This window comes from Caballeronia sp. (genome assembly GCF_028292365.1).
Taxonomy (GTDB): domain Bacteria; phylum Pseudomonadota; class Gammaproteobacteria; order Burkholderiales; family Burkholderiaceae; genus Caballeronia.
On the sequence record NZ_JAQGMM010000380.1, the window covers coordinates 1 to 13,855 of the forward strand.

Genomic DNA, 13,855 nt, shown 5'->3' on the forward strand with positions numbered 1-13,855 from the left:
GAATGTTCATCGAACGTTGCTGTCTGGCAGCCGACTTCATTTCCAGGAGGAAACTCATGTCGCTTTTGGATTCCATCTCGCGCACCGTCAAGGGCCTGCTGAACGACGCCGCCGACACCGTGCAGGACCCGTCGCGAGACGCTCGCCAGATCGTGCGCGAACTCGACGACAGCATCGCGAAGGCCGAAAATTCGCTGATCGAAATCGAGGCACAAGTCGCCACGCAACAAAGCAAACGCGATGTTGCCGCCGAGAAGGCGAAGAAGTATGAAGACGGCGCCAAGCGCGCTCTGCAAGGCGGCGACGAAGCGCTTGCCCGTGAAGCTTTGGGCGCGCAGGCAAACGCCGAGACGGAACGCGACGCGCTGGCCGCTGAGCTGGTGACGCTGGTGCCGTCGGTCGATCACCTGAAGCAGCAGATCAACGATATGCGCCAGCGGCGCAACGAGCTCAACTCGCGTTCGAACATTCTTCAAGCCAAGCAGCAGATTGCAACGGCGAAAGATGTCGCGGCAACGGCGTTGGGCGGTATTGGCGGCAAGAACCTGTCGGAAGACTTTCAGAAGCTGGAAGACAAGGTCCAGCTATCGAATGCGCGCTCGGATGCCCGGTTGAACTCGGCCGATCAGAAGAGCGGCAAGGCGCTTGAAGACAAACTCGCGGCGCTCACGCGTGGCCCGTCTGTCGAAGACCGCCTGGAAGCGCTTAAGAAGCAAATAAACACGCCGGCGCAGTAAAGTGCTGGCTCTCAGGCTGGCGTGAAGTTTTTACGCCAGCTTCAGAATAAAGCAGGATAAAGAGCGGGACCAAGGCTTGCGCCCTTCGGGGCGAACGCCTGACAGCGTGAACCAGCAACGAGGGCAACCTCAAGTCTGCGCGCGGTCAAAGGCGCAGCGAACGGCGCAATTGCGCGGTTCGCTGCGGGCAGCATTGGGGAATTGCATCGAAATGTCGCATGGAATGGAGACGGGTGCGAAACGCCCCGGTCCGCTGATGAAAAAATATGTGATGGCCGTAGTTGCATCGCTGATGCTGGTCTCGGCAGCGGCCTTTGCCGCCGTGCCCACCGCTGGCCAGATCGAGCAGTCGATGACACAAGGCAACTGGAGCCAGGCTGACGCCCAGTTGCAAGAAGTGCTGCAGGCGCATCCGAACAACGCCAAGGCGCATTATTTGTACGCGCAAGTGCTGGATCGCGAAGGCCGCTCCTCCGACGCGCTCGCGCAGGTTCAGCAAGCGCGCACACTCGACCCAGCCATTAAATTCACCGATCCGTCGCGCTTCAACGCCATGGAAGCGCGTATCCGTTCGGACGCGAACCGGGTGAATTCATCGACTAATACGTCTAACTCGTCTAACTCAACATCCACGGCGGTTACGCGCAATCCGTTCAATCAAGGCGCCGTGGCGGCTCCCGAAAAACATGGGCCTTCAATGGGCATGTGGGTGTTGCTTGCGGTCCTGTTCGTCGGGATTGCACTCGTTTTGCGCTGGGGTCTGAAACGCGCGCGTTCGAACGACGACGGCCAGGCCGACGCCGATCGCCGCACGCAACTCAAACGCGCGACCGAACTGCTCAACGACGTCCGGTCGCTGAAGCTCGATGTGCGTTTATCGACGCAACCGGGCCACGAAGCAATGCTTCAGCAAGTCGAGGGCATCGAAACGCAACTGCGCCAGCTAGTCGAAGCGCTGTCGAATTCAAAAAATTCCGTGCCGCCCTACGCAATCGAAGACCTGGCGAACCAGATTGAGAGCGTGCGGGCCCGTTCGGAAGGCCGGCCCGATCCGCGCGCGACCGCTGCACCGGCAAGCGCAGACGGCCAGTCGGTTTACGCGCAGGAAGCTGAGCGATTCGGGCGCAACCCGCAACAAGGTCAGCCGCCCTATTCGCCTTATCCGCAACAGCAGCCGCCGGTCATTGTGCAGCAGGGCGGTGGTTTTGGTGGCGGAATGGGCGGATTGCTGACGGGCGTGCTGCTGGGTGAGGCGCTGTCCGGCGGCAACCGCGAGCGCGTGATTGAACGCGAAGTGCCAGTCGATGACGACGAATTGCGTCGCCGTCGTGGTAGCGACGACAACAATGGCGGCGGTCTCGACTTCGGCAACGGCTCGAACGACTGGAGCGACAACGGTGGCGGCGTCGACCTGGGCAGCAACGATTCCGGCAACTGGGACAACAACTCCTGACCTGACTGTGGGCTGGGCGGATGTTAAAAGCTCCGGACGAATCTGATGGATTCGGTCCGGAGCTTTTTTATTTGGCGCGCGGATTCGTGGCAGACCGTCGACACATAAGCGGGCCTTCATCCGCCCCCGAGAAAGCGCAGCAACGCCCAGAGGAATTTGAAGAATCCCACGATAAATTCCCAGATGCGCTCGAGTTGATCCCAGTTCGCGACACGCATGAGTGCCTCGAAGATCATGTCGACTGGATGCACTGCACGATACGCGACGATGCGGATAGAAACGGTGGGCGGCAAGGTAAGCGAAACAGCGGGTCAAGGTTCATGACCCGCATGATAGCCGTTACAAACTACGGCAGTAGATAACGCTCCCTTACGCTGCGTTACCCCCCTCCGGTTCGACTTCGTCGGTGAGCGCTTCTTCAAGACGCTTGAAAATCCGCTTCGTCGCGCCGCGCGCATGCAACGCAAACAGCAGCAGCGACCGTCCGGTTACTTGATAGATCGCGCCCGAATCAAAGTCTTCGAGTTCTTCGCGGATCGGCGCATTGGTATCGATCAAGCAACTCCACTGGTCACTGCCCGGGATCTCGGGCAACGTCAGGTCCACCACGTCGTGGTGCGCATTGATCACGAGCAGCAGCGTGGCATCCGATGCCGGACGGCGAATGCCCGTTGCTTGAGCGCGCCCGTCGATGACAAGCCCGAAGCAGCGCATCGATGGATCGTCCCATTGTTCCGGTGTCAACTCCTCGCCCGACGGGCTCAGCCATTTGACATCGGACAGTTGCAGGTCTTCATGAAACTCGCCCGTCAGGAAACGTCCGCGACGCAGCACCGGCAGTGTGTGCCGCAAGGTCGTGAGCTTGCGCACGAAGTCGTTCAACGCGCGGCCGTCGTCGTCGATGTCCCAGTTGACCCAACTGATGTCATCGTCCTGGCAATACGCATTGTTGTTGCCTTGTTGCGTGCGGCCGAATTCGTCGCCCGCAAGGATCATCGGCGTGCCTTGCGAGAACAGCAGCGTCGCCAGCATGTTGCGTTTCTGGCGCTCACGCAGCGCGCGGATTTCAGGGTCATCAGTCGGGCCTTCCGCGCCGCAATTCCATGAGCGGTTGTCCGAGCTGCCGTCGTTGTTGTCCTCGCCATGTGCCTCGTTGTGCTTCTCGTTGTACGAGACAAGGTCGTTCAGCGTAAAACCGTCGTGCGCGGTGATGAAATTCACGCTCGCCCACGGACGGCGGCCGCGATGGTTGAATTTATCGCCGGAACCAGTGATACGCGTTGCCAACTCGGCCGCCACGCCCTCTTCGCCTTTCCAGAACTCGCGCACGGTATCGCGAAATTTGTCGTTCCATTCCGCCCAGCCCGGCGGAAATCCACCGACCTGATAACCGCCTGGGCCGCAATCCCAAGGCTCGGCGATCAGCTTCACGCTGGAGAGAATCGGGTCCTGGCGGCAACTATCGAGGAACCCGCCGCCTTCGTCGAAACCGTAGGTCTCGCGGCCGAGAATCGTCGCGAGATCGAAACGGAAACCGTCCACGTTCATCTCGGTGACCCAGTAGCGCAGGCTGTCGGTGACCATCTGCAGCACGCGCGGATGCGACAGGTTGAGCGTGTTGCCCGTGCCCGTATCGTTGATGTAATAACGCTTGTCTTCGGGTAGCCGATAGTACGAAGCATTGTCGATACCCTTGAACGACAACGTCGGGCCTCGCTCGTTGCCTTCGGCGGTGTGGTTGTACACCACGTCGAGAATGATCTCGAGGCCGGCCTCGTGGAAGCGGTCGATCATCTGCTTGAGTTCCGCAACAGCGCCCGGACCTTGCGCGAAGAAGCGCGGATCGGCGGCGAAAAAGCCGATTGTGTTGTAGCCCCAGTAGTTGGTGAGGCCTTTGTCGGTGAGATGGCTGTCGTCCACGAACGCCTGGATGGGCAACAGTTCAACCGATGTCACCCCGAGGCTCTTGATGTGCTCGATCACTTCCTTCGTGCCCAATCCCTCGAATGTACCGCGCAAATTCTCGGGTACGGCCGGGTGGCGTTTCGTGTAACCGCGCACGTGGGTCTCGTAGAAGATGGTCTGTTCCCAAGGCACGCGAACGCGCGTCGGGTGGACCCACGAAAAGCTCTGGTCGACCACCTGGCACTTTTGCACGAACGGGGCGCTGTCGCGTTCGTCAAACGTCAGGTCGTCGCCGTCCGCGTTGAGCGTGTAGCCGAACACCGCCGGGTCCCACGTCAACTCGCCCACGTGCGCCTTCGCGTACGGGTCGAGCAACAGCTTGTTCGGATTGAAGCGATGCCCGTTTTCAGGCTCATATGGACCATGCACGCGATACCCATAGACCGCGCCTGGTTTCAAACCGAATAGATAGACGTGGAAAACTTCATCGGTGTATTCAGGTAATTCGATGCGTTCGAGTTCTTTCTCGCCGAGGTCATCGAACAGGCACAGTTCGACTTTCGTGGCGTGCGCGGTGAACAAGGCGAAGTTGACGCCCTCTCCGTCCCAGGTCGCGCCCAGGGGAAACGGCGAGCCTTCGGCAATGCGGATATCGTGTGCCATGTATGCGTGTGTCCAGGTGTTGGATGCTTCAGTCGATATGTGATCGGTGCTTCAATCGGTGGTTCAACCCGCCGTGCCGCGTGCGGATGGCGGGTTTGTTCGCCGGGATGGGGGACGGATTACTGCGCGGAATACTGCGCCCTGCTTGCAAACGTTATCCCGAGCCCGAGGGCAGAAAGGAATAGCAGGTTTCGTGCCCATTGCGGAGCGTCCTTTTCGGACAGCTTCTGGCAGCCGCTCTAGAGACTTGATACTGCGCGCGGAACGGCTTCGCGTTTCAAGGCGAAGAAGAAACCGCCCGCCTTGGTTTTTGAAATCCGGGCCTGTACGGAATCGCCGTTGGCGCGCATTGTGCTCGTGCGTCTCTTGCCGTGCGCCGTGTCGTACGTCCCTTAGCGTCGGGCGCGGCGCGAAGCGGCGCAGTCGTCAACTTCGCGCGCAGCCTACGCTATCGACCAACCCGAGGAAAGCTGTCTTGCCCACTCAGCCCACGACATCCGCGAATCCACCCGTCAGCTTATCCGGTACGGCCATCGTCAGCGCTGCGGAAAGCCGTGTGCTTGGCCGCACGCTGCGCGACTCGATCCCCTTCGACGCGCACGCAAGCTGGCAGCCAAAAGGTGACCGCCCGGACCCGGTGGCGCGTGTGCTCGCCAACAACGCCGGCCGGCAGGAGCGGCTGATCCCGCTGCGCATGTCGCGCATGGCTGCGTCGCCGTTTGCGTTCCTGCGCGGCGCGGCGAGCGTGATGGCCTGGGATCTCGCGCACACGCCGTCAATCGGTCACCATGTGATGATCGATGGCGATGCGCATCTGAACAATTTCGGCCTGTTCCGCACGCCCCGGCAGGACGTGGTTTTCGATCTGAACGACTTCGACGAAACGCTGGTCGCCCCGTGGGAATGGGATTTAAAACGGCTCACCGCCAGCATCAACGTGGCGGCGCGCGAAAACAGCGTCGATGCCGCCGGCCGCGAACGTGCCGTACGCACCGCCTGCGCCGCCTACCGGACCACGATGTCCACGCTGGCACAGGTTCCCGCGTACGAGCTGTGGCAGATGCGCTCGTACGCAAGCGTGTTGCATATTGAAGCGCCGGTCACGCTCGACTCGCCCGAGAAGGCGACCATTGCGAAGGCCGTCGAGCGTGCAACCAAGCGTAGTCACGCGACCATGCTTGCTCGCGTCGCCGAGTCGGACGGCAAAAGCTGGCGTTTTCGCGACGAGCCGCCGATCCTGACCCGTCTCGATGCTGCGGAGAAAAACCACGTGACCGAAGGGTTGCGCGGGTACTTGCAAACCATCGCAGGTGAATGGCGCACGATGCTCGAGCGCTACGACGTAGTCGATGTTGCGCATCGCGTGGTAGGCGTAGGCAGTGTCGGGACGCGCGCGTATTTGTTATTGCTGCTCGGGCGGGCTCATGCCGATCCGCTATTCATGCAGGTCAAGGAAGGCATTGTGCCGGCCGCAGCGCCATTCGTGCCGCCGCTCGCTGAGCCGTTCAGCCACCAGGGACGGCGCGTGGTGCACGGCCAGCGCCTCCTGCAAAGCTCCTCCGACCCGCTGCTCGGCTGGACAACCATTTCGGGCCGGGATTTCTACGTGCGGCAGATGAAGAATATCCGCGGCTCGATTCCGGTCGACTGGCTGCACGGCGCGACCTTCGACTTCTACGCGTGGTGCCTCGGCTTGCTGCTCGCACGTGCTCATGCACGCACCGGCGATGCCGCACTGATCGCTGGTTATTGCGGCAACTCGGACCGCCTGGATGCAGCTTATGCACGATGGGCCGAAAGCTACGGTGCGCAAACCGTCGTCGACCACGCTGCGTTCGTCGCGGCAATTGCGCAGGGCCGCGTGATAGCGGCGCCGCCGGAGAAAGCGTAGCAGTGCGATGGGGGCGAATGAGGAGACGAATGACGAGACAAGCGAGGGAGCGAACGAGCAGAATCCATCCGCCAAACCCTGTCCGATCCGCCGATGACGTCAAAAACCCGGGACGCAAATGCTACCGATTAGCTATCATTGTCGTTATTCGTTTAAAAAACGGTGAGAGCCTGAACAGATACGCGAAGCCGGGACGGCGGCTGGAAGTTGGGCAACGCGGAGGAAACGCGAAAGGAAACGCGGACGTCGTCGAATGGCACATCCCTTGCTGCCGATTCTTATGATCTTTAATGGAGGAAGCAACGCATGAGCATGATTCAGGAGTTCAAGAGCTTCGCCCTCAAGGGCAACGTGATGGATCTGGCGGTCGGTGTGATTATCGGCGGCGCGTTTTCGACCATCGTCAATTCGATCGTCAAGGATCTGATCATGCCGGTCGTGGGGCTAGTCACGGGCGGACTTGATTTTTCCAACATGTTCATCAAGCTCGGCAATATTCCGCCTACTTTCAAGGGCAATCCCGATTCGTACAAAGACTTGCAAACGGCGGGTGTCGCCGTATTCGGTTATGGCTCGTTCATTACCGTGCTGATCAACTTCATCATCCTGGCGTTCATCATTTTCCTGATGGTCAAGTTCATCAACAAGCTGCGCCGGGCCGAGGAGCCAGCACCGCCGCCTGCTGTGACGCCAGAAGACGTGCTGTTGCTGCGTGAGATCCGTGATTCGCTGAAGACGTCACCGCGGGTTTGACCTGAGCGTGTGCGCTAAGCGTCTGACCTGACCCTCCGGGACAGGCGGTGTTCCAGAAAAGCCCGTGACGGCGTCGTCGCGGGCTTTTTCGTTTTGTGGATGCAATCAGGGAGTTGGTGGCATTCATGACACTCGTTTGAATTTTCTGGCGATTTTTCATCGCAGCGGGGTTTCGTAGGTCTATTATTGAGATAGAAACATGCGAGCCGCAGCAGGGTTATCGGCATGATTTGTGCGCCACCGTGAGGGCTGGTCGAGCATGACCGACCTGGCGGTGTCCTAAACTGAATCGCCGTGAATCCACCACTTCGATGTGCTATAAAAGATCGACGTGTCCAGACAAACGAGCGGCCCGCCAGACGGGAGTGGCCGCATGAGGACGCTGCGTTTTTTGCAATTCTTTTTCAGGCGAATTTTTATGTCCTTCCCGAAAAAGCGTAGACGCGCAAAGGTCGACGGTGATGAGTCTTTCCTCGCCGTGCTAAGGCATTTCAAGCCGTTTGGCCAACTCGACACCAAGATTGCACGCGCTCGCGCGCAGGATGAACCGGTGTTGTACGCGCATGTGCTGCCGGGGCTTGATGTACTTCTTTGCAGCGTTCGTGGCGCGCAACCGCCGTATCCGGCCGTGGAGGAGTTGCATCGCCGGTGTATCGAATGTATTACGAACGCGCTGGAGCAACCGCTCGATGGGCTCGAAAATGGCGGGTATTGGTATGAAGCCAATGGGTTCGGGTTTCTGGTGTTTGCCAGCCGGGTACGGACGCAAATTTTGAGCGAGTTTGGGGCATCGGCGAGTGCAAGGAGCAGGCGCGGCGCGCGGCGGCAGGATGCGGGGGATGCAGCGTCGAGGCCCCTACGGTAGTTGTTCGCACCGGTGGACGGGTTTGGGGTTGCTGGTGGTTGTGGGGTTCGCGGGTGGAGTCAATGCCAGGTTGCTAGATTCTAGGGTTCGCGGTCTGAGTTGCTACCGGGTTGCTGCTTTCGGTCTTAGTGGTCTGCGCGAGTCGGATATTCTCTTTATCACTGTTAGCCACTGCGCGTGGCAGCGCGTCATTTCTTTGTCCTTAGCAACGAAGCAAAGAAACCGCTTTCAGAACGCGGGCACATTAGTGTCCACAGCGTGCAGTTTTGATTCATGGGTACCCCAAAAGCACGGTGCTCGCCAGAGCCACGGATGTGTGAAACCCTCTTTCTCCGAACACGGATACCCACACGCTTCGCCACCAGTGACTGAACCTGCCCAAGGTTCACCCTGCGCTATCCGCGAAAACCACCCACCGAATTTGTACGCACGACGAACCGCGTCGCCAACCCGCCAAGTAACAAAGCCCCAAAAATGCGTAAGCCGTAAGCGACGGAGATAACAGTGTCGGTCGCGCAGTCAACTCTTCAAAAAACTGAAGCAGTAAATACGAATCTGGCTGTGATCCACGAATACGGACGCACAGAACGAGCAGCTAACCCATCAAAATTTGGAGTTGCACATGCGCGTGAGGCTGTGCGGGTTTTTTGGCACTGGTGCTTGCCCGAGAGCGTACGGGGCGAAGCGTGTTCGTGTCAGGATTCGCGAGAAGGAGGGGTTCACACATCCGTGGCTCTTGCGAGCACCGTGCTTTTGGGGCACCCATGAATCAAGACTGCACGCTGTGGACACTTAGGGTAGTGCGGTTAAAAGCGTTTTCTTTGCTTCGTTTCTTTTTCGCTTTGGAAAAAGAAATGACGCGCCGCCACGCGCAGTGGCTAATAGTGATAAAGAGAAAATCCGACTCTCGTAGACCACTAAGCCCGAAAGCACCAACCGGCAATGACTCAGACCGCTAACACCAGAACCAGGCAACCCGACAGCAACCCCAAACCCTCCCCCCTCACCGTCCCCCCGTGTAAAAACCAAGTGCGAACGATCCCGCCTTGGCGCATGATTTGCTCAGTCCTACGAACGCCACTTCAATGTGCAATGCCAACAGGCAGCAATCAGAGGAGAACACAATGACCAATCACGTCTACAAACAAATCGAACTCACCGGGTCATCGACCCAATCAAGCGACGACGCAATTCGTGTCGCACTCGAAAAAGCCTCTAAAACCCTCCGCAACCTGCACTGGTTTGAAGTCATCGGCACCCGCGGGCAAGTCGAGGACGGCAAGGTCGCGCACTGGCAGGTCACGCTTAAAGTTGGACTGCGAATCGACGATTAAGATTAATCGCGACGCAGACAACAAAGGCCGCCCTTCATCGAAGCGCGGCCTTTTCTTTTTCTTATGACGGAAACGATGACAAACACCCAGGTAAGTTTTGCGAAATCCCACGTCCTGCTAGCAGCTTCGCAAACTACCCTGCCGCCGAATCACTTCGGCAACGACCCGTCAACGCCTTCAACGTACCAATTGATACGTTGCAATTCCGGATCCGTCAGGTTTTGACCAGCCGCAATCTTGACCGCACCCGACTGGTCCTTGATCGGACCCATGAACACGTCCCACTTGCCGCTCTGCAGTTCTTCGCGCTTGGCGTCGACAGCCTGGATCGCCTTGGCCGGCACCACTGCCGTGTTCATGTCCTCGAGATTCACCGCCTTTTGCGGCATTCCCAGCCAGACCGGATCGGTCTTGACCTTGCCATCCAGAAGCTCCTGGCCCATCGAGTCGTAATACACCTCCCAATGTTGCACCACCGAACCCAGGTGCGCACTCGGTCCGAACTTCTTCATGTTCGAATCCCACCCAAATGCGTACACCTTCTTCTCCGCAGCGGTCGCCAGCGTCGCATTCGAATCGGTGTTCTGCAACAACACGTCCGCGCCCTGCCCGATCAACGTTTCCGCCGCCTGCTTTTCCTTGCCCGGATCGAACCAGCTATTAATCCAGATCACTTTCGTGTGGATCTTCGGATTCACCGAACGCGCGCCCATCGTGTAGGCGTTGATGTTGCGGATCACTTCGGGAATCGGCACCGAAGCTACAAAGCCCAGCGTGTTCGTCTTCGTGACGTAACCGGCGGCGACGCCAGCAAGATAGGCGCCCTGATACATGCGGTTATCGTAGACGCCGAAGTTTTTCGCCTTCTTGTAACCCGTCGCGGTCAGGAACGTAATGTCCGGATAGTCGCGCGCCACCTTCAATTGGAAGTCCTGGTAACCAAAGCTTGTTCCCACGATCACCTTGTTGCCCTTCGCGGCCAGATCGCGGAACACGCGCTCCGAATCCGCCGATTCCGGTACGTTTTCCACCCTCGTGATCTTGATCTTGCTGCCGTACTTGGCCTCCATCACCTTCGTGCCGGCATCGTGGGCAAAGGTCCAGCCTGCATCGCCGGGATTCCCGAGGTAGACGAACGCAACGCCCGGCGCATCAGCGGCCCGGGCTGGACCGGCGACCATCGCGGCGGATAGGGCGAGCATCGTGCCCACGGCTCCGACCGCGCCCAAGGTGTTCAGCCAGCTTTTCTTCATCGTGCTTCTCCTGTCGATGGTTCGATGGTGTTTGTAAAAATGGTGCCGCAATGTCATTGGCCAAAATCGGGCCGTGGTTCGCCGTCAGCTAGCCGCAAAAAACGGCTTGCCGAGCGACGCGGGCGCATTTAGCTTGATCGTGTTCGGATTGCGCGAGATAAGCACCAGGACGACGATCGTCGCTACGTACGGCAGCATCGCGAGGAACTGCGTCGGGATAGGCACGCCAATGGCCTGCGCGTAGAACTGCAGCGCCATCACTGCGCCGAACAGCAATGCGCCGATCAGCAGTCGCCCAGGACGCCACGTCGCGAACACGACCAGTGCGAGGGCAATCCAGCCGCGTCCCGATGTCAGCTGCTCCTGCCACAAATGCAGATAAACGATCGAGTAATAGCCACCCGCAATCCCCGCCATGCCGCCGCCGAAAAGCGTCGCACCGTAACGCACGCCGACCACTGGAAAACCCACCGAATGCGCCACCGATGGCGACTCGCCGACCGAGCGCAACACCAACCCTGCGCGCGTTCTATACAAAAACCAACTGATCACGCCGAACATGATGAACGCGAGATAGCCGAGCGGCGTCAGCGTGAAAAACGCGGGTCCGATGACGGGAATGGAAGTGAGGCCGGGAATGGGCAGCACATCGATGGTCGCGCGCACCGCCGCCGACGTATAAGGCTTGCCGATATACGCCGAAAATCCAATACCGAAAATGGTCAGCGATAAGCCCGTCGCAACCTGATTCGCGAGCATGGTGATGGTGAGGAACGCGAACACAAGCGACATCAACACGCCCGCGACAATCGCGCCCACAATGCCCAACCACGGATTGCCGGTGATCGCGGTCACCGCGTAACCGGTCACGGCGCCCATCAGCATCATGCCTTCCACGCCGAGGTTCAATACCCCCGATTTCTCCGCGACAAGCTCCCCGGCGCCGGCGAACATCAGCGGAATGGCTGCCACAACGGCGCTTGAAGCAAGCGAACTGGCCTGATTGATGTCCATGGTTTTATCTAGGAATGCGCGTGCGCGGAGACCCGGCGCCGCACGCGATAGTTGACGAACAGGTCTGCGCCCAACAGGCAAAACAGCAGCAATCCCTGGAACACACCGGCGAGCGCCTGCGGCAATTGCAGCGACGTCTGTACCGCTTCGCCGCCGAGATACAGCAACGCCATCAAGAGACTCGCGAGCACGATGCCAACCGGATGCAAGCGTCCGACAAACACCACGATGATCGCCGTGAAGCCGTATCCCGGCGACCAGCTCGCCTGCAATTGCCCGATCGGTCCGGCCACTTCGCCCATGCCTGCCAGCCCGGCCAGACCGCCGCTCAGGAGCAACGAGGTCCAGATGGCCTTTTTATCGGAGAAACCGGCGTAGCGGGCTGCCAGCGGCGCCAGGCCACCCACGTTCATCCGATACCCCGCGAAGCTCTTGCGCATGAAGAGCCACACAAGCGGTATCGCGATCACCGTCAGGAACACGGACGCGTTGATCCGCGTGCCCTTCAACCACGCCCAGCCCCAATCGCTGTAAAGACGCGGGAACTGCGCTGAGTCGCCGAACATCGCCGAGATCGGGAAGTTCATGCCCTCGGGGTCACGCCACGGACCGCTCACCAGATAGATCAGCAACTGCGTCGCGACGTAGGTGAGCATCAGGCTCGTCAGGATCTCGTTGGTGTTGAAACGGCTCTTGAGCAACGCGGGAATCGCGGCCCACGCCATGCCGCCTATCACGCCGCCAATCATCATCAGCGGAAGGATCCACCAGCCGGTAGCGTCGCCAACATGAATCGCTATGCCGCCCGCGACGATTCCACCTAATAACATCTGCCCTTCCGCGCCGATATTCCAGACGTTCGCCCGGTAGCCCACCGCCAATCCAAGCGCGATCAGGCACAGCGGCGACGCCTTCAGAACAAGTTCGGACCAGCCGTTCACGTTCGACAAGGGCTCGATGAAGAAGCCGTGCATCGCGCGCACCGGGTCCTGACCCACGAGCGTAAAAATCAGGAAGCCGATGATCAACGTCAGCACCGCAGCGACCAGCGGCACGGCGAGCTGCATGGCACGGGACGGCGCGGGCCTCGCTTCGAGTCGATAAGGAAAATTCATTGTGTCGGGGCCGTGGTGTCGAGGGCGACGGGGTCGGCACGATTGCCATCGAAGAGACCGGCCATGAAGAGGCCGATTTCTTCTGCGTTGGTTAGACCGGTTTCGCGGACCGGCGAAAGCTTGCCGCGAGCGAGAACAGCGATGCGGTCGCAGATATCGAAGAGCTCTTCCAGTTCCTCCGAAATCACGAGGATCGCCACGCCCCGCGCAGCCAGATCCAGTAGTTGTTGCCGGATAAAACCTGCTGCGCCGACATCGACGCCCCAGGTCGGTTGCGCAACGACGAGCACCTTCGGCTCCTGCAAGATCTCGCGTCCCACGATGAACTTCTGCAAGTTGCCGCCCGACAGGCTTTGGGCGAGCGCGCCGTTGCCGCCGCAGCGGACATCGAAGGCGCTGATGCAGCGGTCGGCAAACGCGCGCATGGCCTTCGTGCTGATCCAGCCGCCGTGCACCATGTGTTCGCGATGCCCGGTCAGCAGCGCGTTTTCCGCCAGCGACATGGCCGGCACCGCACCGCGCCCGAGTCGTTCCTCGGGCACGAAGGCGAAGCCGAGCGCACGCCGTCCGCCGGCGCTATAGCGCGCGGCGGCCTGGCCGACGATAGTGATGGCATCGGGGGCCACGTGTTTATCGCGGATCTCGCCTGAGAGCGCGGCGAGCAACTCGGCTTGGCCGTTTCCCGACACACCGGCAATGCCGAAAATTTCTCCCGCGTGCACCGAGAACGAGACGTCCTGCAGCGACGTGCCGAACGGATCCGGGCTGACAACCGACAGGTTCTTCACCGCGAGCTTCACGTCGCCCGGCGTATGTTCGCGACGTGTGTAGTCGGGCAGCGAATGACCGACCATCAGTTGTGCGAGCGATGC

Annotated in this window: 12 protein-coding genes; 6 read left to right on the plus strand and 6 right to left on the minus strand. The window is 59.8% G+C overall.

The window, feature by feature from the left end; all coding sequences use genetic code 11:
* The first annotated feature begins 56 nt into the window (after positions 1 to 56).
* Together JWR14_RS23130 and JWR14_RS23135 are read left to right on the plus strand one after the other, a co-directional pair.
* Positions 57 to 737 carry a PspA/IM30 family protein gene (locus JWR14_RS23130; RefSeq protein WP_299712535.1) on the plus strand — a complete coding sequence of 227 codons (681 nt, stop codon included), beginning with the start codon at positions 57 to 59 and terminating at the stop codon, positions 735 to 737.
* Between the two features lie 256 nt (positions 738 to 993).
* On the plus strand, positions 994 to 2,190 hold the full coding sequence (locus JWR14_RS23135) for a tetratricopeptide repeat protein (protein WP_299712538.1): 1,197 nt from the start codon (positions 994 to 996) through the stop codon (positions 2,188 to 2,190).
* A 116-nt stretch (positions 2,191 to 2,306) separates the two neighbouring features.
* On the opposite strand, the gene JWR14_RS23140 is transcribed toward JWR14_RS23135, so the two are convergent.
* Positions 2,307 to 2,483: a hypothetical protein gene (locus tag JWR14_RS23140; protein WP_299712543.1), complete on the minus strand. Its 177-nt coding sequence runs from the start codon at positions 2,481 to 2,483 to the stop codon at positions 2,307 to 2,309.
* Between the two features lie 76 nt (positions 2,484 to 2,559).
* Positions 2,560 to 4,758, minus strand: coding sequence for a glycogen debranching protein GlgX (gene glgX, locus JWR14_RS23145; RefSeq protein ID WP_299712513.1), 2,199 nt, complete (start codon positions 4,756 to 4,758; stop codon positions 2,560 to 2,562).
* Between the two features lie 475 nt (positions 4,759 to 5,233).
* Between glgX and JWR14_RS23150 the strand changes: the two genes are divergently transcribed.
* From JWR14_RS23150 to JWR14_RS23165, 4 genes are all read left to right on the plus strand, one after another.
* Complete coding sequence (locus JWR14_RS23150) at positions 5,234 to 6,649, plus strand: DUF2252 domain-containing protein (protein WP_299712516.1); 1,416 nt, start codon at positions 5,234 to 5,236, stop codon at positions 6,647 to 6,649.
* A 306-nt stretch (positions 6,650 to 6,955) separates the two neighbouring features.
* Entirely contained in the window at positions 6,956 to 7,402 is a 447-nt protein-coding gene (mscL, locus tag JWR14_RS23155) for a large conductance mechanosensitive channel protein MscL (RefSeq protein ID WP_299712519.1), read from the plus strand.
* A gap of 373 nt (positions 7,403 to 7,775) precedes the next feature.
* Positions 7,776 to 8,267: a hypothetical protein gene (locus JWR14_RS23160; RefSeq protein ID WP_299712521.1), complete on the plus strand. Its 492-nt coding sequence runs from the start codon at positions 7,776 to 7,778 to the stop codon at positions 8,265 to 8,267.
* A gap of 1,124 nt (positions 8,268 to 9,391) precedes the next feature.
* Positions 9,392 to 9,601: a dodecin gene (locus JWR14_RS23165; protein ID WP_097262386.1), complete on the plus strand. Its 210-nt coding sequence runs from the start codon at positions 9,392 to 9,394 to the stop codon at positions 9,599 to 9,601.
* Positions 9,602 to 9,750: 149 nt separating this feature from the next.
* Here JWR14_RS23165 and JWR14_RS23170 read toward each other — a convergent pair whose 3' ends face one another.
* The 4 genes from JWR14_RS23170 to JWR14_RS23185 form a co-directional block, all read right to left on the minus strand.
* Entirely contained in the window at positions 9,751 to 10,803 is a 1,053-nt protein-coding gene (locus JWR14_RS23170) for a BMP family ABC transporter substrate-binding protein (protein ID WP_299712541.1), read from the minus strand.
* A 135-nt stretch (positions 10,804 to 10,938) separates the two neighbouring features.
* Positions 10,939 to 11,868 (minus strand): ABC transporter permease, encoded by a 930-nt coding sequence (locus JWR14_RS23175; RefSeq protein WP_299712526.1) that lies wholly within the window; start codon positions 11,866 to 11,868, stop codon positions 10,939 to 10,941.
* An 8-nt stretch (positions 11,869 to 11,876) separates the two neighbouring features.
* Positions 11,877 to 12,983 carry an ABC transporter permease gene (locus tag JWR14_RS23180; RefSeq protein ID WP_299712529.1) on the minus strand — a complete coding sequence of 369 codons (1,107 nt, stop codon included), beginning with the start codon at positions 12,981 to 12,983 and terminating at the stop codon, positions 11,877 to 11,879.
* A partial coding sequence (locus tag JWR14_RS23185; protein WP_299712532.1) for an ATP-binding cassette domain-containing protein occupies positions 12,980 to 13,855 on the minus strand: 876 nt, incomplete at its 5' end. The genes JWR14_RS23180 and JWR14_RS23185, both read right to left, overlap by 4 nt.